Here is a 25,791-nt window from a genome sequence, read left to right as displayed (position 1 = left end):
TTGTTTTTAGATAGTGTTATTCATAAAAAAAGCGCATCCATACTAATGAATGCGCTTTGCAATTGTGTAAATGGTTTATAATTTGAGTTTAAAAAGCATATTTGAATCCAATTTGTATTTGGAATGGATTTCCAGAAAGCGAAGGAAGTCCGGCATTGTTTACTCTGTAATTAAATTGTTGTCTGGTGCTGTCAAATCCCGGAACCGCAGCTGTTGATCCTGATGCAGGCGTGCCTAAAGCATATAGTGATTGACTTCCCAACGATTTATTTACACCCCATTCTTTATTTAGTAAATTGGCAACATTAAAGATATCTGCTGTAAATTCTAAAAATTGTTTTTTGTATAAAGTGACTCTTTTGGTGATTCTTATATCAACAAGGCCATAAAACTCATTTATTCCTCCGTTTCTCTCGGCTAGTTTGCCGGAGTATTTGTTGATATAGTTTTTTAAACTTTGGCTTGCAGCCGGATTATCAAGTATAGTTTGCAATCCTGTTTTTATATTTTGGGGAACTGCCAGATTATTAATATCAAATATATAGGCTAAATCATTGGATGATGTGACAAAATCAGCATTTGTATTTCCTCCAGATAATAAACTGTAGCGTGTTCCTCCAATGCCAGAATATCGGATACCAACGTTGAAACCATAAAAAGTAGGCAGTGTTCCGTAAAATACTACTTTGTGACGGAAATGATTATCGGAATAACTCAATTTGCTCAAGTCTCTTGGATCATCTTCTACTGGTAACACTAAAGTTGCTGTGTTGGCTACGTTTCCGTTAAATGAAGTATTGTCTTTGGTTTCATTCAAAGTGTAGCTGGCCGATATTTCACCGTCTTTAAAGTAACGATACGTAGCATCTACCACCATTGCAAATTGATTGACTTTACCCTCGCTGTTAAGTTCTAAAACACGTCCTAATTTATTACTGATTCGCCCTTGCATCCAGTCCCCGGCTCCATTTGCAGGGATTGAGCTTGCTGGAACATAAACGCCACGATTGCCTTCATTGGCTAATGTAAAAAATGGATTCGCCACCATATTGCGGTCTACATAAACATAGTTGTTGCGTCCTAAAGTTGCATATCCTGCTATTCCTGCTTTCAATCTATCAGTAAAAAAATGGGAGTAAGATGCATTCGCTTTATAAACAACAGGAACTTTAGCATCTGTTCCTGTGAAATTTATTGTAGGTAGCTGAAACGCATCCAAAGTTGGAATACTAGCATAATTATTTCTATAATCAATGAAATTTGGCAAAGGAACATTTGGAGCTCGCACATCTACAGTTGCAGTGTGATTTCCATCAAAATATAAGTTGTTGATTATCGCATAATTATTTAAATCAGAAGCAAAAATCCCCCCTCCAAAACGAATGTAATCTTTGTGGTTTTCATTTACATCCCAAGACAATTGCACTCTTGGTTGAAGAATAGCTGACTGAAGTTTATTATCCGTACGAATGCCTAATTCATCAAAAACTTGCTGATTGAATGTTGCAGTCGGATACTTAGCATAATCAAAACGCAACCCTAAAGTCAAGTCTAATCCCACGCCAATTTTAGTCTGCAACTGACCATAAATTCCAGCGTTTAATATGTTCGAAATCACGGTAGGATCAGCGACCAAAGGAACTTCTCTGAAATAACGATAAGGAGTTTGATTGTCAAAGTTAGCCACACTATTGAAATGGAAACGACCGTTTACTTCGCTGCCATATAAAGATTTTGAATGTGTTTGCATTAAATCAAAACCAAAAGTATATTTCACTTTATCCGTGTTGTAATAAATGTTATCAACAATTTGGAAAACAGTATTGGTAAATTTTTCCTGTGCAAATCGATGGCCTCCAATTTGAATATTTGTGGTTCTTATTGCGCCGTTGATTGTTGAAGCCACATTTTCCACAATAGCGCGAGGAATGTTGTAAGAAGGCAATTGATCACCTGGATTACTATCCTGAAAAGTATACAAATGCTGTATTTTTAATTCATTTGTGACTCTTGCATTTACTTTAGTCCGTAAAGAAGCCAAAATACTATTGTCAATATTTAAGTCATCTCCAAAAGATTCATATAAATTTATGGCAGTGTTATCTTGTAGTCCTAATTTATTATTGTCATAGGTGAAGTTATTTCGTACTGTCAATAAATTATTGCTGTTAATTTGCCAGTCAAGACGAGCGAAAGCGGCATCAGAATTCCTTTTTTTATCAAAAGTTCCGTATTGTGGAGAAGTGGAAACACCATATTCATTGCGGGCAATAGTTACAAAATTGTCTAAGGTAGCTCTCGTAACATTAAAACGCAGTTCGTCGTCTGCAGATTGAACATCAGCGATGATTAAAGGCCGTAAATCTTGTTGATGATCCAAGGCTACAAAAAAATGTAATTTATCTTTAATTATTGGTCCTCCTAAAGTGAAACCGTATTGCGTAGTCGTAAAATCATTTTGACGTCTGTTTCCTCTAATGTCGTACGGGCTTGACAGCCAGTCAGCGCGGTTGTAGGCAAACATACTTCCTGTAAAATCATTTGTTCCTGATTTAGTTACGGCACTTACTGTTCCGCCACCACTTCGACCGTAACTTACGTCATATTGATTGGTAACCACCTTAAATTCTCTCACGGCTTCTATGGAAATTGAGTAGGGAGCGCCACTTCGACTGGTTGTAGATCCTGCCGAAGTTGGGTTTTTAGCATTCATTCCATCTAATGTGTAATTTGTCGAGGAAGCTAATTGGCCTGAAATATTTCCGCCTCTGGTCAAAGGCGATAAATCCATTAAGCTGGTGAAATTTCTTCCATTGACCGGTAACGCATTGATTAGTTTTGCCGTTACAGCTGTTGCTGCTCCTAAATTTCCTGTTTTGTTTTTCAGTCCTCGACCTACCACTTCAACCACTTCCAGATTTTGAATGTCGTCTTGCATCAGAATTTTGATATTTATTAAATCCCCTTGATTTAATGTGTAACCGGAACGTTGTTGTTCTCCAAAACCTAGAGCTGTAACGCTAATGGTGTAAGGTCCGCCTAAAGGAAGTTCTTTGAACGTAAAAACACCTTTGAAATTAGACAATGAATTGGTTTTGAATCCGGTTGATTCATTCCGGATTTGAACTGTCGCATCTTTCAGTGGTTCTGAATTATTGCCAAAAACGATACCTGAAATAGAGGCTTGAGTTGTTTGGGCAAAATTTGTTGCGCCAATAAAAACCGTTAGCACCATCGTAAATAAAAATAAGTGAAGTTGTTTCATGAATACTATTTTTTTGTTTTTTAGTGCTGACAAAGGAATTGACTAATTGAAAAAAGGCTGTTACTTTAACAATAACTGTAAAATACTTTTGTGTTAATGAAACCTTAAAAATCGAGTATTTTATTAGCTTTTTTTAAGATACTGTTAATCAAAGTAGACCAAGAAAGATCAAATTTCTTGAGGTAAAATAGTCTTAATTTAATCCTTACTTAATGTTTAATTTTGGCGATTCATCTATTTTTACGACAAAACCTAAATGAAAATTATGAAATTCACTACACTATTAATGGCTTCATCAATGGCCTTGTTATTATCAAATTGTACTTCTAATAAATTTGTTGTTTGTGGGCACAGAGGCGCTATGGGACGCGAAACCGAAAACACATTGGCATCCATAAAAAAAGGAATGGAATTAAAAGCCGATATGGTAGAAATTGATGTTTTCAAAATTAAAACGGGTGAAGTGGTTGTGTTTCATGATGATGATTTAGACCGAATCACAAATGCAAAAGGAAAAATAGAAGCATATACTTTTGAAGATTTGCGAAAAGTTTTGGTCGCCGGAAAACATCAAATCCCAACTTTGCAGGAAGTGATTGAGACTATTGATAAAAAAGTGGTGCTTAATATTGAGTTGAAAGGAACGAACACCGCAGCGGATACCTATAGAATTATAGAAGAGTACAAGAAAAAAGGGTGGAGAAATAAAGATTTTTTTATTTCGAGTTTCCGAATAGGGGAATTGCAAAAAATGAGATCTTTAAGTACCGACATTGCGATTGGTTTACTAACCTACAAAGATCCTATTGAGGATATTATTAAAACAGGAAAAGAACTGAAAGCTCAGGCAATAAATCCCTATTTTAAAACTTTAACGGTTGAAAATGTTGCGATAATGAAAGCGAATAATTTTAAAATATATCCTTGGACTGTAAACGAACTTGTGGATATCGATAATTTACAACAACTTAAAGTAAGTGGTATTATAACGGATTATCCGGAAAGAATTGTAAGGTAATTTTATTAAAAAATACTTTGATGTTACTAAGTGGTCTAAAAATTATTTAGATCACTTTTCTTTGCAGCTACTAAAGAATAGATTCAGATTTTCTAAAATAAAACTACCTTTTATTCTGAATGATTTCTGCCAGAAGTTTCTTGGCGCGAAGCAATTTAATCTTCACATTGCTCAAAGGTTCATTAATTTTATTGGCAATTTCCTGATAACTCATTTCCTGAAAATAGCGCAACTGAATGACTTCTTGATAATGGGGTTTCAATTCTTTGATGAATTGCAGTAATTGAGAAAGATTTTGTTCTGTTATTAATTCATCTTCTGCGGAGGGAGTGGTATCTGCAATATTGTAGGCTTGATGGTCTTCTTCTTCAGTAATTTCGACAAAAAGGCTTGATTTCTTTTTTCTTAATAGGTCGATGTGGACATTTTTTGCAATAGCAATCAGCCAAGTGTTAAACTGGAATTCAGCGTTGTACGAAGCTATTTTGTCAAATGCTTTTGAGAACGTTTCGATAGTAATATCTTCTGCATTGGTTTCATTTTCGGTGCGTTTAAGCATAAAACCATATACTTCATTCCAATAATAATTTAATAGAAAAGTGAAGGCAACTTGATCGCCTTGTTTTGCTTTTTCTATTTGTTTGTTTATTTCCAATGTACTGGTTTTGAGAATGTATTAGTGATGAAGATATTAATTTGGGCGAATATTAATACTAATTCAATAATTGGATACCAATATACGACATCTTTTTCTTTTAATTTACCTGCCGAAAATCCTACTATGATCCAGGTTATAATATATCGCAGCGCTATTAAGCAAAGTACTAGAATCCATTGAAATTGAAAAGCCAGCAATACGATAGGGAGGATAAGAAATAATAATTGGGAACCGTAGAAAAGGCCCAATTGAAACTTGTCAAAGGACTTGTAATAATTGGCCGTTGCAATATGTCTTCTTTTTTGAATTAGCCAGTCCTTGTAAGTTGTTTTAGGCTTAGAAAGCGTTACGCTTTCTGGCGTGTAAGCGATTGTCGTGTTTTTGGCTTTTGCAGCTTGGTTTATAAATAAATCATCGTCTCCAGAACGAATTTGCATGTGTTCTATGAATCCATTCACGTTGAAGAACTCTTCTTTTTTATAGGCTAAATTTCGTCCAACGCCCATGTAAGGATGCCCAATTTTTGCCCAAGAAAAATATTGAATAGCGGTCAATAAAGTCTCAAAACGTATTATTTTATTCAAGAAAGAGTTTGCGATTTTTTCATATTTACCATAACCCAAAACAATAGTTTTTTGCATCGTAAACTGAGAGCTCATGCCTGTAATCCATTCTTTTGAAGTGGGGTAACAATCGGCATCCGTGAATAATAGATACTCCTTTTTAGCGGCTTTTATTCCTAACGTTAGGGCGTATTTTTTGTTTCCCCAAAAGGCTTCGTTGTTCTCTACTTTTACCAAGCGAACGTTTGCATATTGCTTTTCAAAACCTTCAAATATAGCCAAAGTATTGTCGCTTGAAGCATCATCAATCAAGACAATTTCAAAATCTGGATAGTTTTGTTCAGCCAGCAAGGGAATGAAATTGGTCACATTTTCTTCTTCGTTTTTAGCACACACTATAACTGAAATTGGGATTCTTTTGGGCGTTATCTTTTGCGCTTTGGCGAAAGCAAATTTCCCAAAAACACCTAGATAATAAAAAATTTGAACCGCAACAATAAAAATAAAAAAGTAAAGAATTAATATAAGCATTTTGAGTTTAATGAGTTTTTAATACCCGAAATCTCGGGAACGTGCAAAGGTATGAATAGAATTGCGAATTGTTAAATACAATCTGTGAATTTCTAAAGAATTTATATTGGGCATTTCTTCATCTCTTTTGCGGTAGCGATGGACTGATCTGTATTTATTTTTTCTAATTCGGTGATAATGGTTTGATAGTTCTTTGCATCCCTATTTTGCGACATTTTTCTCGTAGCTTGGATTTCAGTTATTTTAATTTCAAAGGCTACAATACCCCGACTTTGCAACATCGTTTTCTGAGCTAAATCTTCTATTCGAATCGGTTTTTCAGAGTTTTGTTCGTATTTATCAACTAGTTTCTTCAAGGATTCGACCACGCCTTCTCCTTCAATAATTTTTATTTTTCCGTACACATGAACGGCAATATAATTCCATGTTGGCACATTTTCATGATCGTACCAAGAGGAAGAAATATAACTATGAGGTCCTGAAAATACGGCTAAGACTTGGTCGTTATCAGTAAATCCTTTCCATTGTGGATTTTCTTTAGAAATGTGTCCATACAAAATATCTTCACCTTCTTTATTAACATCTAGTTCCAAAGGAATATGTGTGGCGCACAATTTCCCGTTGGATTGATTGATTAAAATACCAAAGCTATTTTCTTGAAGAAATTTATTGATTTCTTCTGAATTCTCGTTTTTGTAGATTTCTGGAGTGTACATTGTGATTTTAGATTGACGAATTAAAATTTTTCATTTGTTGTACTCGTATTTTTTGCTTCTTAGTTTGAACTCTAAATCACATTTACTTCGGCCTCGATGTGGATACCAAATATATTAAAAACGGTTTGCTGAATATCCTTTGAAACAGTCAAAATTTCTTGTCCTGTCGCATTGCCATAATTTACTAAAACTAAAGCCTGGTTTTTGTGGATTCCGGCATCGCCAAAACGTTTTCCTTTAAAACCCGCTTGCTCAATCAGCCATCCCGCAGGAACTTTTACTTCGGTTTCAGAAATATCAAAATATTTCATTTCAGGGAATTGCTGATGAATTTTTTCGAAATCAGATTTCAATAGAATCGGATTTTTAAAGAAACTACCGCTGTTTCCCAATTCTTTTGGATCTGGTAATTTGCTTTGTCGGATAGCAATTACAGCAGTACTGATATCCTTTAAAGTAGGATTTGTAATGTTGTTTTTAGCTAACTCAGCCGTAATGTCTCCATAAGAGGTATTGATTTTATGATTTGTTTTGGTCAATTTAAAAACGACGGATGTAATGATGTATTGGTTTTTTACTTCATTTTTGAAAACACTTTCTCGGTATCCAAAATGACATTCGTCCTTGGTGAACGTTTTCATTTTCTGATTTTCTATTGTCATTGCTTCACAAGAAATAAAAGTATCTTTGATTTCAGTTCCATAAGCACCAATGTTTTGTACCGGTGTAGTTCCCACATTTCCAGGGATGAGTGACATGTTTTCTAATCCACCAAAATTTTGATCGATGGTCCAAAGCACAAATTCATGCCAACTTTCGCCAGCCTGACTTTCGACCCAGACAAAATCTTCATTTTCTTCTATAATTTTTTTACCTTTTAAATCGATATGAATCACCAATGCTTCAATATCCTGGGTCAAAAGCATATTGCTGCCTCCACCCAAAATAAATTTTTTCTGTGATTTGTTTTCAATTAAAATAGTTTCTAAATCTTGTACAGAATGCACGGCAACGAACTGTTTGGCCTTGGCTTCAATGCCAAAAGTATTGAGTTTTCTTAAAGAGAAATTAGCTTGTGTTTCCATAAACGAAAGGGCGTATTTGAATTATATATTCTTGGTCAAAAGTAAGAATTAAAATTTAGCTGCATAGGATTTCATCCAGATATGCATCATAAATAACGGCATAATGTACGGTGTCATTCGGTTATCTCCTTTTTGTAAATTCACTACAAGTTTTTGGATGTTGATGTGTTCAAAATACGGCATTTGAAAAAGTTCACTTTTCGAAAATGATTCTAATTCGTCTTTAAAAGCGGTGCTTTTTGTAATATAATCTCCCCAAGGGGCACTTAAGCCTACTTTTTTAAATTGCAGAATTTCATTGGGCAGACGCTCTTGCATTGCCTTTTTGAGGATGAATTTCCATTTTTTTCCAGCAAATAACCATTTGTCATCTAAGGAGCCCAAGCCAATTATCAGTCTTGGATCTAAAAAGGGTTCTCTGCATTCAATAGAAGCGCCCATCGTGCAGCGGTCATTTCGATCCAATAGTGAGCACAAGTAAGTATGTTGATCAAAATAAAGCGCCTGTCTTCGTAAATTTTCTGGGTATAACGATTTTGCGTCTTTATAAATTTGCTTCCTATATTCATTTTTTGGAAGTGCATTAATTCCATAAATTTCCGCGATATCTTTTGGATAGATATTGGAACCATTAAAAATGACCAGTTCCGATTTTTTACTAATTTGCGCATAACGCGTTAGCTTATCATAACGAGGTTGTTTGTTAAAAAGATCCAAAGCACCAATTGTTGCAATTGAATTTAATAAGGAGGGATATTTTAATGCTTTGTAGCGTACGTATCCACCCATTAATTCATCAGCACCTTCGCCAGAAAGCAAAACTTTTACTGATGGTTTTGCCATTTTCGACAGGGCTAAAAGATGTGGTTCACTTAAATGCATAATAGGTTCATCCTGAAAATAAGTGGCACTTAACAATTGATCATAAAGATTTTGATTTTCTAATTGCATGGTGTGAAATCCATAATCAAATTTCTCAGCCATCATTTTGGCTAAGTGCGATTCGTTATGTTCCTTTTCTTTAAAGCCAATATTAAAGGTTTCAATGTCTTTGTAATTTTGGTGGTGTAGAGAAGCTAAAACAGAGGAGGAGTCCAGTCCGCCACTTAATAAAACACCGACAGGAACGTCACTGATCATTCTCATTTTTATAGAATCATCAAATGTTTCTCGAAACCATTCTACAGGATTTTTAATTTTAGGCTGGTTCTGTATTTCTTTTTTCAAATCCCACCATTTTTCGGTCGTAACTTTTCCGCCTTCGTGTAGGGTCATTACATGTCCGGGCAATACTTTTTTTACGTTTTGGTACAGCGTGTTTTCACCGGCTACAAATCGATTAAATATATATTCTTCTAGCCCTTCCTGTGCCATTTTTAGCGGAACACCTGCGGTAAAAAGTGCTTTTTGCTCCGATGCAAAATAAAAAATTTCGTTATAAAAAGAATAATACAAGGGTTTTACACCCATTCGATCTCGGGCAACAATTAGTTTTTTTTCTAATTTATCCCAAATCGCAAAGGCAAACATTCCATTGAGGCGGTGCAGCATTTTTAAGCCGTGCAACTCAAACAATTTCATCAGAACTTCCGTATCTGAAGTGGTTTCAATGTCAAATCCATTACTCTTCAACTCTGGATAAAATTCTTTATAGTTATAGATTTCGCCATTATAGGTCATCACATATCTTCCATCATTCGAAAGAAAGGGCTGATGGCCGGCGCTAGAAACATCTAATATTGACAATCGTCTGTGTCCAAAACCAATGTTATTGTCAATAAATATACCTTTGTCATCAGGGCCGCGATGCTCTAGCGAATCACGCATCTTGATGAGAATGCGTTCGTCTACTTTTTTTTGGGATTGTAAATGCAAGATTCCGTTAATTCCACACATATTTAGTCAGGAAGATTAGAGTTGATTAATTCGTGGTATTTATGAGCAATAATCTTCATGTTGATCTTGTAATTAGCATTTTCTTCCACAAATATTCCGTTTTTAGTAACGGCTTGCTCGCGATGCGCTTTATTTTCAAAGGACCAGATCAATTCTTCTGCTAGTTTTGCATGATCATCAATAGCAACGAGTCCCCCGTTTTCTCGATGGGTAATCCAACTTTTATTTCCAGGGATATCGGTTACAATAGGATAGCAATAACAAGCCATAGCTTCAAATAAAGAGGCGGAAACCCCTTCCGTTATTGGCATGCTGATGTAAATATTTGATTTTTGTAATAACGTGGGTAACTCCGTGTTTGGAATTCTTCCCATAAAATTCACTTTCTTTTCAATCTTTAGTTTTTTAGCTAAACTTTTTAAAGTTGGAAGTTCAGTTCCATTACCTATAATGGTCAGTTCGAAATCAATTCCTTTTTGGTTTAAAATCCCAAAAGATTTTAGAATAGTGGCATGGCGGTATTCTGGCAGCAAAGAGCGTGTTACAATAGCACAAATTTTTTCGGGTGTTGCCTTATTTGTGTTTCCAAATTTCCTCAAATCAATTCCTTTTGGCAATACTAAAACTTTAGTCATATCTGCCTTTGCCTTGATCATAGAAAGGGTCATAATAGGTCCCCAAGCATGTATTAAATCCGCTTTTTGAAAAGCATAATGTTGAATAATTTTTTTTAATGGTAACGAGAGAGATTTTTCTGGCCATAAATCAGTTCTTCCTTGCTGTGCTATTGCAACAGGTTTTACTCCTGATAATGCTGCAAGGAAGCCATAGCTGGTTGTGCGTTCTGCAATGACCATATCAGGCTTCTGTAATTTGATTATTTCTCTAATTTTAAAAATAGCAAATTGAAATTCGAAAATCCTTAAAATGCGATTATGGAAGCAATTGCTGGGTGTTTTTAATTCCCAAGTAATAATTTCGAAATCACCAAATTCCTTTAGTCCGTTCATCCACGTGATCGCATCGGCTCTATAGGATTCGCCAAGAAAAAGTATTTTCTTTTTTTTCATTGTAATTATTCCGACGTTAAAGCGCGATTTATAAAGTCATTCAATGGTTTTAGTGCAATTAATTTATGACTCATGACCGCAACAAAATCTTTTTTAGAAACGCTGGAGAACTCAATTTTTTGCGAAGACTCAAAGCTTTTTAATTTTAGTAATTCAATAGCTGGATGTTCTTTTTCATAACCTCTAGGTGGATTTTTTAGCATGTTTTTTTCATTTCTATCAAAATCCTTAAACTCTTTTTTGAAATTTATTTCGTCAAGAATGGCTTCTAAATCATCATAGAAAAAGGCAATTTCTTTACGCATTTTTTTTAGGTCATCTGCTTCGGGACAATACAATCCACCTGCAATAAAACTAGCTCCTTTTTCTAAGTGAATATAATACCCGGAACGATTCAACCCTTTGGCACCAGAGGAAAGCCAGACTCCTAAATGGGTTTTGTAGGGCGTCTTGTCTTTGGAAAACCGAATGTCACGATTGATTCTAAAAGTACAATTTTTGACCTCCAACATTTCTAGTGAAGGATCAAGCGGTTTCATGGCGTCTAGGAAATCAGCAACTAATTGTTGGTAGTCTTTTTTGAAAGATTCGTATCGTTTTTTGTTTTCCAAAAACCAATCTCGATTGTTGTTGGCTTTTAAATCATCTAGAAATTGTAGGGTTTCTTTTGAAAGCATTTTGAGCTATTGTATTTGTTTTCTTAATTCTTCTTCGCTTACAAAACCAGATTGTCTCCATTTTACTGTCGCATTATCATATAGTAGTAGCGTGGGAAGCTCACTTATTTTCATTTCGGTCATCAAGGTTTTGTTTTTATCGGCATCCAAGCGAATGATAGTTACTTTATCTGCCAATTCTTTTTCCATTTTTAAAAGGAAGGGTTTCATTTTTTTGCAAGGAGCACACCACTCTGCGTAAAAATCGATCAATACTTTTTTATCAGAGCGTAGTAAATTATTGTATTCCTGCTCCGTCATTCCGCTAATTTTGTCAGTTGGTTTAGAAAATCCTGAAGCCTCCCATTTTAGAATTCCCCCTTGCAATTGGTATAAATTTGTAAAACCAAGTTCTTCTAGTTTTTGAACCGCGTTTTGACTTCTTGCTCCGCTTTTACAATACACAAAAAGAGGCCTTGTTTTGTCTAGTTTTTTACTGTCCACAACAAAACTGTCTCCTAGCCAATTTATATTTATAGCCTTGTCGATATGATCTGAGGCAAACTCCTCGGGAGTTCTTACGTCGAGAATTTGTGGATTTGGTGTTGCTGCGATTTTTTCAGAAAAAGCTTTCGCGTCGATCGATTTACTGTACTTTGAAGATTGACCGTTACACGATAGCATTACAAAAGAGAGGAGTAGCACTAGTATTGGATTGTATTTCATTGTTTTTTTTTAAATGTAATAAGCTAAATTAGGTAATTTTTAAATTTTTGAAGTCAATAAAGTGCTAAATAAAAGTTATAAGTTAAATATTCTATAGGTCTGATGTGTTGATTTTAGAATCGCTTCGGTTCGTTCTTGATGCGTGTCGGAAATAAAGAGTTGTCCAAAAGTAGCGCTGTTGACCATTTCGATAATTTTAGCTACCCGACTTTCATCTAGCTTATCAAAGATATCATCAAAAAGAAGGATGGGTTTTACGCCACTTTGCTTCTTTAAAAATTCAAATTGGGCTAATTTCAAAGCGATTAGATATGATTTTTGTTGTCCTTGTGATCCAAATTTCTTTATAGGGTGGTGGTCAATTTCAAAGGCTAAATCGTCTTTATGTATTCCTACACTAGTGTATTGTAAAGTCCTGTCTTTATTGCTATTTTCTTTTAAAAGTGTCAATAAATCCTTTTCAAATAAGTGACTTTCGTAAACCAATTGTACGGTTTCTTGAGAACCAGTTATGGCTTGATGATGCCTGTTGAAAATAGGTATTAAATCTTCGATAAATTCTTTTCTTTTTTCGAAAATAGATTGGGCAAAACCATGGAGTTGCTCATTATATATAGATAGCGTATCGATGTCAAAAACATGATTCAACGCAAAGTATTTTAGCAAGGCATTGCGCTGGCTCATGACCTTCTGGTATTGAATGAGTTGTTGCAAATAAGCCGAATCCAATTGCGAAATGACACTGTCCATAAATTTCCGCCTAGTTTCGCTGCCTTCTACAATTAAATCCCTGTCCGCTGGAGAGATAATAACCAAAGGAATAAAGCCAATATGATCCGAAAATTTATCGTACGCTTTTCCATTGCGCTTTAATATTTTTTTTTGGCCTTTTTTTAAGCTGCAAACGATTTGTTCCGTTCTGTCTTTTTTTTCAAATTCAGCATCAATTACAAAAAATTCCTCGCCATGTTTAATGTTTTGGACGGCTAACGGATTAAAATAACTTTTTCCGTACGCCAGATGGTAGATTGCATCCAGTACATTTGTTTTTCCAATACCGTTTTTACCCACAAAACAGTTTATTTTGCTATCAAAATCGAAATTTGCTTCTGAAAAGTTCTTATAATTGAATAATGAAATCTTTTTTAAATACATGGTAAGGCTTGCTGGTATTGAGAACTTTGCTGTTTTTGAACAGCTGTTTTAAAGAGGGTGCAAATTATCGAAAATTATTGATAAAAAGGGTATTTCTCTTTTTTCTCTGGGATTTATTTCGCCTTTGGAACGAAAGAATTGGACAGGATATTTTTTTTAAATATAAAAGCATATTTTTTATGTGGGATTGAATAAAAATTTTATTTTTGCGATTCACTAAATTAAAAATAAATGGCTACTTACAATAAAAGAGGATATAAAGCACCAAAAGAAAAAGAAGTAAAAGGAGAAGGAGTTGAAGCTGTGGTAATTGATGAAAAAGACAGCACAACTGCTGAAGTTTTTTCAAAATTAGATGAAACTGCTACAATAACTGAGGATTGGGTTGCTAAAAATCAAAAAATTATTATTGGATTAGTTGCTGCTGCTGCCCTCTTTACTATTGGTTATTTAGGGTATCAAAGGTTTATTGCTGCACCACAACAAGAGGAAGCGGCTAATGAAATGTTTCTTGCACAGCAAAATTTTCAAAAAGCAACGGATGGAGTAGCTAGTGATTCTTTGTATAAATTGTCGTTGAATGGATCCGAAGGTAAATTTGGATTTTTGAAAATCGCAGATGAATATTCTGGAACCGATGCGGGAAATTTAGCTAATTATTATGCCGGTATTGCGTATTTGAATACAGGAAAATATACTGAAGCGATTGATTACCTTAATAAATTTAAATCAGACGATATTGTTTTAGGAGCTTTGGCAAAAGGAGCAATAGGAGATGCTTATTCTCAAAAAAATCAACCGAAAGAAGCTTTAGAAAATTACGTGAAAGCTGCTGAATCAAATAAAAATGATTTTACAACACCTCGTTTCTTGTTGAAAGCTGGTAAAACAGCTTTGGCATTAGGGAATAAAGCAGATGCATTAAAATATTTTACAGATATTAAAGACAACTATGAAGCTACCCCAGAAGCGGCTTCAGTTGATGTTTTGATGGGATTAGCACAATAGTAAAAGTGAATTAAGATTGGTGATTCAAGAGGGTCGATTTCTGATTTCAAAATTCTATCTTTAACATCTGAAATATAAAATCTAGAATCATAAAACTACAATCAAATGGCTACCGTAAATAAAAATTTATCGGATTACGATAAAAATTCAATTCCAAATGCGAAAGATTTTCGTTTTGGGATTGTTGTTGCAGAATGGAATGATACTATAACTGAAGGACTTTTTAAAGGCGCAATTGACGCCCTTTTAGAAAACCAAGTTCCAGCCCAGCATATTATTCGCTGGAATGTTCCTGGTAGTTTCGAACTCATATATGGTTCAAAGAAAATGTTGCAAACACAAAATGTAGATGCTGTAATTGCAATTGGATGTGTCATTCAAGGACAGACCAAGCATTTTGATTTTGTTTGCGAAGGAGTAACCCAAGGAATTAAAGATTTGAATGTACAAACGGATATTCCAGTTATTTTTTGTGTTTTGACCGATAATACGATGCAACAGTCCATAGATAGAAGCGGAGGAATTCACGGGAATAAAGGTACTGAAGCGGCTATTGCGGCTATAAAAATGGCCTATATTCGCCAGCAAGCTTCTTTATCACATCAAATAGACAATCAACATTTATTATCCTCAGGAGCCATTCAAATTGAAGAAGGAAAACCTTTGGAACTGAAGGAATAATCTACAAAAAAATTAATTATTTAACCTATACTGTCTTCTAAATAGTATAGGTTTTTTGTTTTTTTTATGATTAAATATGTCCGCATTCCCAGTAGAAATTCATTAAATTTGTGTTTCTTGGTTTTTTAATAAACTATAGTCACCCTGAGCGCAGACGAAGGGTTAAACTTTTAACCTAATTTTTTTAATGTCGAGTATAATTCAATTACTTCCTGATCATGTTGCCAATCAAATTGCTGCTGGAGAAGTGGTTCAAAGACCCGCTTCGGTGGTTAAAGAACTCCTTGAAAATGCAGTTGATGCTAAGGCAACCGATATCAAACTAATTATTAAAGATGCTGGGAAAGCACTAGTGCAAGTAATCGATAATGGTTTGGGGATGAGTGTTACTGATGCACGGTTGTGTTTTGAACGGCATGCCACGTCCAAGATTCGTCATGCCGAAGATTTATTTTCATTGCACACTAAAGGGTTTCGGGGAGAAGCATTGGCTTCTATTGCAGCGATTGCTCATGTTGAAATGAAAACCAAGCAAGATCAAGAAGAATTAGGAGTGCATATCATTATTGAAGGCAGTAAGTTTGTGTCGCAGGAAGCAGCAGTTTTGCCAAAAGGGACATCGTTCGCTGTTAAAAATTTGTTTTTTAATATTCCAGCAAGGCGGAATTTCCTAAAATCTGATACGGTGGAATACCGTCATGTCGTAGATGAATTTCAACGGGTTGCTTTGGCGCACCCAAAAATACATTTTACTTTTTACCACAACGGGAGCGAAATGTTTAATTTGCCACCCTCGACTTTGCGTCAACGAATTGTTACTATTTTTTCGGGTAAGACCAATGAGAAATTAATACCAGTTCAGGAAGAAACAGAAATCGTAGCGATTCAAGGATTTGTCAGTAAACCTGAATTTGCCAAAAAAAATAGAGGAGAACAGTTTTTCTTTGTCAACGATCGTTTTATAAAAAGTGGATATTTGCATCATGCGGTGATGGCGGCTTATGATGGAATTTTGAAAGACGGTGCACAGCCTAGTTATTTTTTAAATTTATCAGTGCCTCCAAACACGATTGATATCAACATTCATCCTACTAAAACGGAAATAAAGTTTGATGATGAGCAGGCTTTATATGCTATTTTGAGAGCTTCTATAAAACATGGTTTAGGGCAGTTTAATGTTGCTCCAGTTTTGGATTTTGATCGCGATTCCAATTTGGATACCCCTTATCATTATAAAGATTTAGAAGGTGCTACACCAACAATTCAGGTGGATGGTAATTTTAATCCGTTTTCTGATGATAAGCCAAACAAACACTTTTCTAATTATAAGAAGCCGGAATCAACAGCGAACTGGGAAAGTTTATACGTAGGATTAAAACAAGATACAGACGATATAGCCCACATTACCTTTGAAAATGAAGAAATGACCTCGTCTTTATTCAATGATGAAGACATAGAACATTCAATTCATAAAACGTATCAAATTCATAAAAAATACATCGTTTCATCGATAAAGTCAGGAATGGTAATTGTAGATCAGCAACGGGCACATCAACGTGTTTTGTATGAACAATTTCTGGTAAATATGACAGTACATCAAGCATCAAGTCAGCAGTTGTTGCTTCCCCTTAATTTGTTCTTCTCTAGTAGTGAAATGGAACTTATTCAGGATTTGCAAGTGTCATTAAAAAATACTGGATTCGTGTTTGAAGAAAATACTACCGATCATATTGTCATTTCAGGAATACCTGTAAATGTTACAGAAAGTGAAGTATCCCTTGTTTTAGAGCAATTATTAGCCGATTTACAGGATGGAATTCCAGAAAGTAGTTTCAGTCAAAGTGATACGATTGCTAAATCCATGGCCAAAAGTTTAGCCGTAAAAACAGGAAAACACCTTACAGAAAAAGAACAGGAAAACTTGGTTAATGGACTTTTTGCCTGTAAAGATCCTAATACATCCCCTTTTCATAAACCCACTTTCATCACGATGCGTGTGGAAGATTTGGATAAAAAATTTGCACTATGAGAAACGTAACTGAGACCGTAAAACAATTAATAATTATTAACGTATTGTTTTTTGTAGGTACACTAATTATAAAAGAGCCAGCATATAAGATATTGGCATTGTACTTTCCTGAAAATCCCAGTTTTCAATTGTGGCAACCTATATCACACATGTTTATGCACGGCGGATTTATGCATATTTTCTTCAATATGTTTGCGCTGTATTCCTTTGGATCGGCTTTAGAGCAGGTTTGGGGATGTAAAAAATTCTTGTTTTTCTATATTTCTTGTGGTTTAGGTGCCGCCTTAATGCACACTGGAGTGAATTATTACTTTTTTCAGGATAATTTGAATACACTAATTGCCAATGGTTTTCAAAAACAGGAGATCTTGCAGATTTTGAATGAAGGTAAAATTAACACAAGATGGCAGGAAATTTTGTCGGTATCTGATTTTCAAAATTTTACTAGTGCCTATTTGGGAACAGCTGTTGGTGCATCGGGAGCCATTTATGGAACGATCGTAGCATTTGCTTTTATGTTTCCGAATGCTGAATTGGCGCTGATGTTCATTCCTGTTCCAATAAAAGCGAAGTATTTTGTTCCAGGTATCGTTTTAGTCGATTTGTACTTAGGGATTTCTGGAAAATCTATATTTGGAGGTGGAGGAATTGCCCATTTTGCTCACGTTGGTGGTGCTTTGTTCGGTTTTCTGATTATGTGGTATTGGAAGAAAAATCAATTTAATAACAATCGTTGGAATTAAAAGTTTAAAATTTTTTAAATTAGACGACGCAACTATCAGATCTTAATTCCCACTTAGCTTATGAATATTATTGACGACCTGAAATTACAATACAATATAGGAGGAATAGTAACCAAGTTAATCCTTTGGAACGTAGCTTTATTTGTTTTTCCATGGTTGTTTTTCGCTCTTCTATCTCTGTTGGGTTTTCCTATTGATTATCTTCAATTTGTGAGTTTGTCTTCTAATCCGGCTCATTTGCTTTGGAAACCTTGGTCGTTGCTTTCATATGCCTTTTTTCATAGTGGAATCATGCATATTGTTTTTAATATGATTGTTTTGAATTTTTCTGGGCGATTATTTATGACCTATTTTACGGCTAAACAATTACTTGGATTGTATGTGTTAAGTGCTGTTTTTGCTGGAATATGCTACATTCTTGTGTTCTATGTTTTGAATATAAATGCGCCAATCGTGGGAGCTTCTGCCGCAATAATGGCTATTTTGGTTGCAACTACGACATATCATCCTTTAATGGATCTTCGCTTGTTACTAATTGGAAATGTCAAGTTATGGCATGTTACGGCCGTCATCATCTTCATCGATTTAGTGCAGCTGCGTTCTGAAAATATGGGCGGACATATTTCTCATCTTTCAGGAGCTTTATTTGGATTTATTTTTATTAAATTGCTTCAAAATGGAACCGATTTAAGTAGGGGTGTTTCTCGTTTTTTTGGTTTTTTTGCAAATTTGTTCCAAAAAAACAAAACAACTCCATTTAAAAAGGTGCATAAAAATTACACTAAGCCAGTAGAGAAAAGTATTCCTAAAATAATCACTAAAGATAAATCGCAACAGCAAATTGATGAAATTTTGGACAAAATCAGTCAGTCCGGTTATGATAGTTTAACGAAAGAGGAAAAAGAATTTTTATTCAAGGTAGGGAAGTAATTTATAAATGCTTGGCAATAGAATCCGACTTTCATCTCGTCCGATAGTTTTATATTAAAAGGAAAATTTCCAAAAAAGGAATTCTTTTGTCCGCTGCCAAAGTAGATTGTTTAAATTTTTTTACTTGATTGAAATCAACTTTTAGCTGTTTGTAAAAATAAAAAAGATAGAAAATGAAAAATCTTTCATGGTTTAATAAAGGAATGTTTCTTCTAAATAGTCTGCTTATATTGGTGACCTTTGTAGCGTATGTCTTGCCTTTTTTAGCGCCAAAATCTTTTCCACTTTTGTCTGTTTTGACACTTTTCATGCCTCTTTTCTTTATTTTTAATGCGTTATTTTTTATCTATTGGGCGATTCAATTTAAAAAGCAATTGATTGTCTCGGGTTTAGTTTTGCTGCTAGGAATTACATTTATAAATAAATTTTATAAATTTTCGGAGCCAAAATTTTCCAAGGAAGAAAAAGATTTTACAGTAATGAGTTACAATGTTCGCCTTTTGAATGTATTTAAATGGATTGACAGAGATGATGTACCTGCAGATATAGTAGCGTTTATTAATGATAAGAACCCGGATATCTTGTGTATACAAGAATATTCACCGTCAGCAAATATTGATTTGAAAGTATATCCACATCGCTATATTTTTACTGATGGGGATCAAATTAAAACTGGTCAGGCTATCTTTTCTAAATTCCCTATTCTGAATCAGGGAAATATTATTTTTCCTAATTCTAGTAATAATGTTGTTTTTGCTGATATTAAGAAAGGGAAAGATATTATTAGAGTGTATAACATGCATTTGCAATCGATAAAAATATCTCCTGACGTGAATGAAATTGATGAAAATATAGATGTTATCAATCAGCAGAAATCGCAAAAGCTTTTTATTAGAATAAGTAAAGCTTTCAAGCAGCAGCAGCAGCAAGCAGAGCTGTTTAAGGAACATAAAATGAAATGTATTTATCCAGTTATTATTTGTGGTGATATGAATAATAGTGCCTTTTCATACGTGTACAGAAGCATCAAAGGTAAGATGAAGGATGGCTTCGAAGAGGCAGGTACGGGCTTTGGAGAGACTTATAAATTCAGGTATTACCCTGCTCGAATTGATTATATTTTTGCTAACGAAAAGATGACCGTTAAAAAATTTGAAAGTTTTTCTAATTTTATTAACTCAGACCATTTTCCTATTATGGCTAGATTATCGTATGAAGAATTTTAATAGTATATGCTATTGAACAATCAGTTTTTGTTGGCTTAGATAATCCATCGCGTATTTTCCTTCATTAAAAAGCAAGTCTAAAACACTAAGGTTATTGATAAATCCATGTTTGTCATCAAAAACTTGAGTATACTTGTCAAAAAGCGAGAGGTCTTTTTTTCCATTAACCAAAGGTCTAAAATCAGAAATGGTAAGAGTATCTGAGTCATGAAAATATTCTGTCGTCGTGTGGTACTCTATCTTCATACGCAAGCATTTAAAAACAATAGTTAATGCTTCAAAATTTAGGTCTAACAAGAATTCTTGTTTTTTTTCAAAAATTGGTCGGATGTCGTCTTCGAAAAATTCAAAAAAAGGAGAACTTCTGTACGCCGCTTCAAGAGATTTGAAATGTTGTTTTTGCCAGTCAAAATCATTTTCAATTCTAACATCTTTAGTTTTTTGATGGCTTTCTTTCGAATGTTTTATTGGAATATTTAGCAATTGAATCCCGTTTGGACTGTAAATGTATGTGCGATTTCGGTTTGTTTGTTTCTGGAAATTATCCTCTATTTCAAAGGTAACCGTGTCTGCTTGTGCTATTGCTGCAAAATGGCTTACGGATGGGAAATAGGTGGGATGTAGTAAAATATTCATTTGTTTATGTGTTTAGGGTTTAAAGTGTAAGGTCGTTGTATCGCTTTAAACCCTAAACTTTAACTATTTTTATTTACCCTTTGTTCGCTTTTCTTTTTTTCCAAAAATATTCTCCTACAAAGAAGAGTACTAAACCAAGTAGAAACAATTTAAAGTACGATTGTGGTTGACCTTCACCACTAACAGTTGTGAAAACTCTGTCCCAACGTATTTTGTTTAGTCCTTTTCCATTTGGATCAATGCTTAGCCAGATAAAAACAGGTTTTCCTACAATGTGATTTTCAGGAACAAATCCCCAATACCTGCTGTCTTCAGAGTTATGACGGTTGTCTCCCATCATCCAGTAATAATTTTGTCCAAAAGTATAACTAGTGGCAATTTGACCATTTATTCGAATCTCTGAACCGTTAATTTTCAAATCATTGTTCTCATAATCACTTATAATTGCCTTGTAAAACGGTAATGTTTCTGTTGTTAACGGAACTGTTTTTCCTTTTTCTGGAATATAAATTGGACCATAGTTATCCCTATTCCACTTGTTGATATGTGGGAAAACACCATTGTCTACGTCTTTGGAAATTTGTCTAACAACAGCAGTTATGCCAGGTGTATTTTTTAGTCGCTGAGCTCCAGCTTCAGTTAAAGCGCTTAAAAACAAGGTGTCTCTTTTCGTGTCGTCAGTGAAAAAAGCAGGATCTGTGATGTCTAAATCTTTAAATAAATATTCAAGATTGACTGCTGTTTTTCCATCAAAAGCTACCTTATAAGAAAACTGCGGTTTGGCTCTTTCTGGTAACTGCAATAATTTCCCATCGATATAAATGACACCATCTTTTATGGATAAGTTATCACCTGGAATTCCAACGCATCTTTTTACATAATTCGATTTTTTATCAACCGGTTTGTAAGCGCGTCGTTTTGAAGTATCAAAAAATTTAAATACGGTATCTACAGGCCAGTTGAAAACAACGATGTCGGTGCGATCAATATTCTGAATACCCGGCAATCTCATATAAGGCAACTGTGGATAGGTCAGGTAGGATTTATTTTTTGTCAAAGGAATGGAGTCATGCACCATGGGTAAAGCAATTGTAGTCATAGGTACTCTGGCGCCATAATTCATCTTGCTTACAAATAGAAAGTCTCCTACTAATAATGATTTTTCTAATGACGAGGTTGGAATGGTGAAGGGTTGAATTAAATAGGTATGTACTATTGTGGCAACAACCACCGCAAAAAGTAGCGAGCTAATTGTGTCTGCAGTTTTATTTCGAGGGGTTAAACTTCTATCTGCTACGTACTCTAATTTCTGAGTATAGTTTACATAATAGATGTAAAATCCAAGTGTAACAATTCCTAAAAAAGTGTCTACTCCAGATCGTTTTCCAAAACTGCGCAGCGTTTCCACCCAGATTACTGGGAAAATAATTAGGTTGATAATGGGTAGGAATAATAAAACGGTCCACCAAGTAGGGCGTCCAATTATTTTCATTAAAATAATGGCATTATAAACCGGAATAGCGGCTTCCCATCGTTTTCTTCCTGCGCTCTCGTATAATTTCCATGTTCCTAAAAAGTGTACTACTTGTAGAATAAGAAAAAATATAAACCATTGATATGCTGACATAATATGTTTATTAGGTTAATGTTTTATTTGTTTTATGAAAATCAAAACGTTTTATCAGTTATTAAAATCGAACGCTCTAAATTGCTATTATGATGCTCTTAAAATTCCAGTACGTCTTTCATTGTAAAAACACCCTGTTTACCCACAATCCATTCTGCGGCAATAATTGCTCCAAGCGCAAAGCCTTCGCGATTGTGTGCAGTGTGTTTTATTTCGATAGCGTCTACCGCTGAGTTGTAAGTCACCGTGTGTGTCCCTGGGACTGTTCCAATGCGCTTGGTAGCGATATGAATTTGCGTAGTATCTGGGCTTTCTAAAGTCCAGTTGGTGTAGGAGCTATTTTCAATTACTCCTTTGGCTAATGATATTGCTGTACCGCTAGGTGCATCTAGTTTTTGGGTGTGATGAATTTCTTCCATTACAACAGAATAGGATTTGAATTTCGCCATAATTTTAGCCAAATGTTCGTTGATTTCAAAGAAGATATTCACTCCTAAACTAAAGTTTGAACTAGAAATGAATCCGCCATTTGTAGCGGCACATAGTTTGGTCATTTCGTCATAATTTTCTAGCCAGCCTGTGGTACCGGAAATAACAGGTACGTTTGCATGAAAACAAGCAGAAATATTGGTCACCGCAGCTGTTGGGACGCTAAAGTCAATAGCTACATCTGCTGTAGAAAGTCCCTCAAAAGTGTTGTTTTCCTCTTTTTTCAAAACAATTTCATGTCCTCTTTCCAGTGCAATTCGCTCAATTACCTGACCCATTTTTCCGTATCCTAAAAGCGCAATTTTCATTTGTTTATTTTTTAAATTTTGAATACTGCAGCAGTCCTGCAAACAGGAGTCCTAGCAAAATTCCAGCGATGAACCCAGAGAAGAAATTATTCATTCGAATAGGTTCCAATGCTTGAATTTCTGAATAATTTATTAAAGTAATTAACAGTAAAACTGTGGTAATGATAAAAAAATATTTCTTACCTATTTTAGTGAGTAATGACATACTGATCGTTTGTTTGATAGCTTCCTTGTTTTCGAAATTGGACTAGAAAGTATAATTAAATGTTAGTCCTACATTTGTCTTAAATGTTACATCATTTGGGTAAAGAACGGGTCTTACCGATAAGTTTTCATCAACATTAAACTGTATTAAAGCCGCATCTACATTGGCGTCAAGAATATTTAAGGCATAAAATGCCAACGTAACTAAAGCTGATAAATCGCGGTTGCGTTGGTAGAATTTTTGTCCGGCAATTAATCGATTGTTGTCAAGGAAAGCTAAGTCATCTGTGACTAATCCCTCCAATCTGCTTTTGTAGGCGTCTCTATATTGATTGTATTTTTTATTGTTATCAATATAAAAATAAATACTGGTTCCTAGCGCTCCGTATACAAGTGGTATTTTCCAATATTTTTTGTTGTAAGCTTGGCCTAGTCCCGGTAAAATGGCCGAATAGAACGCTGCTTTTGCGGGAGTCAGCGGGTCTATATCATTTGATTTCAAAGTATCGGTAGCGACCAACACCGCTTCTGTTTCCGTTTGTGCAAAAACGGCAGTGTTTCCTAACGAAAAAAGGAATAGAGCGATGAAAATGATTTTAGTCACTATTCGTTTATTAGTTTGATAATTCTGTTGAAATCTTCTTCTGAGTGAAAAGGAATGGTTATTTTTCCTTTACCATTACCAGCCACTTTAACATCTACTTTGGTTCCAAAATAAGTTGTAAAAGTGCTTTTTTGAGATTCTGCGATTTCAAATGAAGCAGCTTTTGGCTTAGATACTGGCCTAGGTTTTAAGCTTTCCTGATAATTTTTTACCAAAGCTTCCGTGTCACGTACCGAAAGATTTTGGCTTACAATTTTCTGATAAATATCCGTTTGAATGTCTTGATCTTCAATATTGATTATGGCTCTTCCATGACCCATGCTGATAAAGCCATCACGAATGCCCGTTTGGATTATTGGATCCAACTTTAAAAGCCTTAAGTAATTAGCAATTGTAGAGCGTTTTTTACCAACGCGTTCACTCATTTGTTCCTGTGTTAATTGAATTTCATCAATCAAACGTTGGTACGAAAGGGCAATTTCTATTGGATCTAAATCATGGCGCTGGATGTTTTCCACCAAGGCCATAACCAATGATTCATTGTCATTTGCGATTCGGATATAAGCGGGCACCGTTGTTAATCCAACTAAAGTAGAAGCACGAAGACGTCGCTCTCCAGATATTAATTGGTATTTATTAAAATCTAATTTCCTAACGGTAATAGGCTGAATTACACCAAGTTCTTTAATAGATGTGGCTAATTCTCTAAGGGATTCCTCATTGAAATTACTTCGGGGCTGAAAAGGATTAATCTCAATTGCTTCAATTTCAAGCTCAATGATGTTTCCTACAACTTTATCTGCATTTTTATCTGCAACAGATTTGATATCGTTCTCAGGGTCTTTTAATAAGGCGGATAATCCTCGGCCTAAGGCTTGTTTTTTTATTGCTTTTGCCATAAAACTATTTACTGTTTTTCTTTATAACTTCTTGAGCTAGGTGCAAATAATTAGTTGCTCCTTTGCTTGTTGCGTCATAATTTATGATGCTTTCGCCAAAACTTGGTGCTTCACTCAATTTCACATTTCTCTGAATTATAGTCTCAAAAACCATATCATTAAAATGTTTCTGCACCTCTTCTACCACTTGATTGGACAAACGCAAACGGGAGTCAAACATTGTCAATAACAATCCTTCAATGTCTAAATCTGGATTGTGAATTTTTTGGATACTTTTGATGGTGTTCAGCAATTTCCCCAAACCTTCTAATGCAAAATATTCGCACTGAATTGGGATAATTACAGAATCCGCCGCTGTCAAAGCATTTAATGTAAGTAATCCTAACGATGGCGCACAATCTATGATGATAAAATCATAGTCGTCCTTGACACTTTCTAGTGCCTTTTTAAGCATATATTCCCGATTTTCTTTATCTACCAATTCAATTTCAATGGCTACAAGATCAATATGCGAGGGAATCACATCTACATTTATTGCAGTACATTTTATGATGGCCTCTTTTGGTGTGTGACTGTGTTCTAGAATTTGATACGTTCCTATTTCAACAGATTCGACATCAATTCCTAATCCTGATGAGGCATTTGCCTGTGGATCAGCATCAATAAGTAATACTTTTTTTTCTAAAACTCCCAATGAAGCCGCAAGATTAACTGATGTTGTAGTCTTTCCAACGCCTCCTTTTTGATTAGCAATCGCGATGATTTTGCCCATTTATTTTTCTAAATTTTGAACCGTAAAAATACAATTATTTATGGTTTCTAAAAATCTATTTTGTTAACATTTGTTAAAGCTTGATTCCTCGCTATTTGACATTTCTAATTAGTTAAAACAGCTTTGCTTTTGAAAGCGGCATGCGGTGTTCTTTTAATTCAATAAAAATGCGAAATCTGAATGTCAGGTTATTTACTGCCATCTTAGCAAAGACTACTGACTCTCAAAAAGCTACGGTCGACAGTGATGTAAGCGAATTGCTGTTCTAATAAAATTGTTTCTTAATTTCTGCAATA

23 protein-coding genes are annotated in these 25,791 nt (G+C 34.8%); 7 read left to right on the top strand and 16 right to left on the bottom strand.

Annotation, left to right across the window (positions count from 1 at the left end):
• Window positions 1-88 precede the first annotated feature (88 nt).
• Window positions 89-3,265, bottom strand: coding sequence for a TonB-dependent receptor (locus BLS90_RS03600; protein ID WP_091255319.1), 3,177 nt, complete (start codon window positions 3,263-3,265; stop codon window positions 89-91).
• Between the two features lie 265 nt (window positions 3,266-3,530).
• Here BLS90_RS03600 and BLS90_RS03595 point away from each other — a divergent pair, with 265 nt between their 5' ends.
• A complete protein-coding gene (locus BLS90_RS03595; protein WP_245705037.1) occupies window positions 3,531-4,283 on the top strand; it encodes a glycerophosphodiester phosphodiesterase in 753 nt (250 codons plus the stop codon).
• Between the two features lie 103 nt (window positions 4,284-4,386).
• On the opposite strand, the gene BLS90_RS03590 is transcribed toward BLS90_RS03595, so the two are convergent.
• The 9 genes from BLS90_RS03590 to recF all read right to left on the bottom strand — a co-directional run bounded on the left by BLS90_RS03590 (window position 4,387) and on the right by recF (window position 13,339).
• Window positions 4,387-4,938, bottom strand: a complete 552-nt coding sequence (locus BLS90_RS03590; RefSeq protein ID WP_073350674.1) for an RNA polymerase sigma factor — start codon at window positions 4,936-4,938, stop codon at window positions 4,387-4,389.
• Window positions 4,929-6,035 (bottom strand): glycosyltransferase, encoded by a 1,107-nt coding sequence (locus tag BLS90_RS03585; RefSeq protein WP_091255315.1) that lies wholly within the window; start codon window positions 6,033-6,035, stop codon window positions 4,929-4,931. The genes BLS90_RS03590 and BLS90_RS03585 overlap by 10 nt, the downstream gene beginning before the upstream one ends.
• A gap of 101 nt (window positions 6,036-6,136) precedes the next feature.
• Entirely contained in the window at window positions 6,137-6,751 is a 615-nt protein-coding gene (locus tag BLS90_RS03580) for an FMN-binding negative transcriptional regulator (protein WP_091255313.1), read from the bottom strand.
• A 71-nt stretch (window positions 6,752-6,822) separates the two neighbouring features.
• Window positions 6,823-7,836 (bottom strand): UDP-N-acetylmuramate dehydrogenase, encoded by a 1,014-nt coding sequence (gene murB / locus BLS90_RS03575; protein ID WP_091255310.1) that lies wholly within the window; start codon window positions 7,834-7,836, stop codon window positions 6,823-6,825.
• A 48-nt stretch (window positions 7,837-7,884) separates the two neighbouring features.
• Entirely contained in the window at window positions 7,885-9,732 is a 1,848-nt protein-coding gene (asnB, locus tag BLS90_RS03570; protein ID WP_091255309.1) for an asparagine synthase (glutamine-hydrolyzing), read from the bottom strand.
• A 2-nt stretch (window positions 9,733-9,734) separates the two neighbouring features.
• On the bottom strand, window positions 9,735-10,802 hold the full coding sequence (locus BLS90_RS03565) for a glycosyltransferase (protein ID WP_091255307.1): 1,068 nt from the start codon (window positions 10,800-10,802) through the stop codon (window positions 9,735-9,737).
• 5 nt (window positions 10,803-10,807) lie between these two features.
• Window positions 10,808-11,479, bottom strand: coding sequence for a DUF2461 domain-containing protein (locus BLS90_RS03560; protein ID WP_091255304.1), 672 nt, complete (start codon window positions 11,477-11,479; stop codon window positions 10,808-10,810).
• A 6-nt stretch (window positions 11,480-11,485) separates the two neighbouring features.
• Window positions 11,486-12,184, bottom strand: coding sequence for a thioredoxin domain-containing protein (locus tag BLS90_RS03555; protein WP_091255302.1), 699 nt, complete (start codon window positions 12,182-12,184; stop codon window positions 11,486-11,488).
• Between the two features lie 75 nt (window positions 12,185-12,259).
• A complete protein-coding gene (gene recF / locus BLS90_RS03550) occupies window positions 12,260-13,339 on the bottom strand; it encodes a DNA replication/repair protein RecF (protein WP_091255299.1) in 1,080 nt (359 codons plus the stop codon).
• 231 nt (window positions 13,340-13,570) lie between these two features.
• On the opposite strand from recF, the gene BLS90_RS03545 reads away from it, so the two are divergent.
• The 6 genes from BLS90_RS03545 (at window position 13,571) to BLS90_RS03520 (ending at window position 19,956) form a co-directional block, all read left to right on the top strand.
• Window positions 13,571-14,347, top strand: a complete 777-nt coding sequence (locus tag BLS90_RS03545) for a tetratricopeptide repeat protein (RefSeq protein WP_091255296.1) — start codon at window positions 13,571-13,573, stop codon at window positions 14,345-14,347.
• Between the two features lie 105 nt (window positions 14,348-14,452).
• Entirely contained in the window at window positions 14,453-15,028 is a 576-nt protein-coding gene (ribH, locus tag BLS90_RS03540) for a 6,7-dimethyl-8-ribityllumazine synthase (RefSeq protein WP_091255294.1), read from the top strand.
• 187 nt (window positions 15,029-15,215) lie between these two features.
• Window positions 15,216-17,057 carry a DNA mismatch repair endonuclease MutL gene (gene mutL, locus BLS90_RS03535; RefSeq protein ID WP_091255292.1) on the top strand — a complete coding sequence of 614 codons (1,842 nt, stop codon included), beginning with the start codon at window positions 15,216-15,218 and terminating at the stop codon, window positions 17,055-17,057.
• Window positions 17,054-17,800 carry a rhomboid family intramembrane serine protease gene (locus BLS90_RS03530; RefSeq protein WP_091255288.1) on the top strand — a complete coding sequence of 249 codons (747 nt, stop codon included), beginning with the start codon at window positions 17,054-17,056 and terminating at the stop codon, window positions 17,798-17,800. The genes mutL and BLS90_RS03530 overlap by 4 nt, the downstream gene beginning before the upstream one ends.
• A gap of 60 nt (window positions 17,801-17,860) precedes the next feature.
• On the top strand, window positions 17,861-18,730 hold the full coding sequence (locus BLS90_RS03525; RefSeq protein ID WP_091255286.1) for a rhomboid family intramembrane serine protease: 870 nt from the start codon (window positions 17,861-17,863) through the stop codon (window positions 18,728-18,730).
• A 173-nt stretch (window positions 18,731-18,903) separates the two neighbouring features.
• Window positions 18,904-19,956, top strand: a complete 1,053-nt coding sequence (locus tag BLS90_RS03520) for an endonuclease/exonuclease/phosphatase family protein (protein WP_091255283.1) — start codon at window positions 18,904-18,906, stop codon at window positions 19,954-19,956.
• Between the two features lie 9 nt (window positions 19,957-19,965).
• Here BLS90_RS03520 and BLS90_RS03515 read toward each other — a convergent pair whose 3' ends face one another.
• From BLS90_RS03515 to BLS90_RS03485, 6 genes are all read right to left on the bottom strand, one after another.
• Window positions 19,966-20,592 carry a WbqC family protein gene (locus BLS90_RS03515; RefSeq protein WP_091255281.1) on the bottom strand — a complete coding sequence of 209 codons (627 nt, stop codon included), beginning with the start codon at window positions 20,590-20,592 and terminating at the stop codon, window positions 19,966-19,968.
• 73 nt (window positions 20,593-20,665) lie between these two features.
• Window positions 20,666-22,219: a signal peptidase I gene (lepB, locus tag BLS90_RS03510; protein WP_091255279.1), complete on the bottom strand. Its 1,554-nt coding sequence runs from the start codon at window positions 22,217-22,219 to the stop codon at window positions 20,666-20,668.
• Between the two features lie 98 nt (window positions 22,220-22,317).
• Window positions 22,318-23,016, bottom strand: coding sequence for a 4-hydroxy-tetrahydrodipicolinate reductase (dapB, locus tag BLS90_RS03505; protein ID WP_091255277.1), 699 nt, complete (start codon window positions 23,014-23,016; stop codon window positions 22,318-22,320).
• Between the two features lie 247 nt (window positions 23,017-23,263).
• On the bottom strand, window positions 23,264-23,824 hold the full coding sequence (locus tag BLS90_RS03495; protein ID WP_091255274.1) for a DUF5683 domain-containing protein: 561 nt from the start codon (window positions 23,822-23,824) through the stop codon (window positions 23,264-23,266).
• Complete coding sequence (locus tag BLS90_RS03490) at window positions 23,824-24,723, bottom strand: ParB/RepB/Spo0J family partition protein (protein WP_091255271.1); 900 nt, start codon at window positions 24,721-24,723, stop codon at window positions 23,824-23,826. Before BLS90_RS03490 ends, BLS90_RS03495 begins: the two co-directional genes overlap by 1 nt.
• A gap of 4 nt (window positions 24,724-24,727) precedes the next feature.
• Window positions 24,728-25,495 carry a ParA family protein gene (locus tag BLS90_RS03485; protein ID WP_073350716.1) on the bottom strand — a complete coding sequence of 256 codons (768 nt, stop codon included), beginning with the start codon at window positions 25,493-25,495 and terminating at the stop codon, window positions 24,728-24,730.
• Window positions 25,496-25,791 lie beyond the last annotated feature (296 nt).

The sequence above is a fragment of the Flavobacterium omnivorum genome (genome assembly GCF_900099915.1).
Lineage (GTDB): Bacteria > Bacteroidota > Bacteroidia > Flavobacteriales > Flavobacteriaceae > Flavobacterium > Flavobacterium omnivorum.
This window is presented reverse-complemented; position numbering and strand designations above follow the sequence as displayed.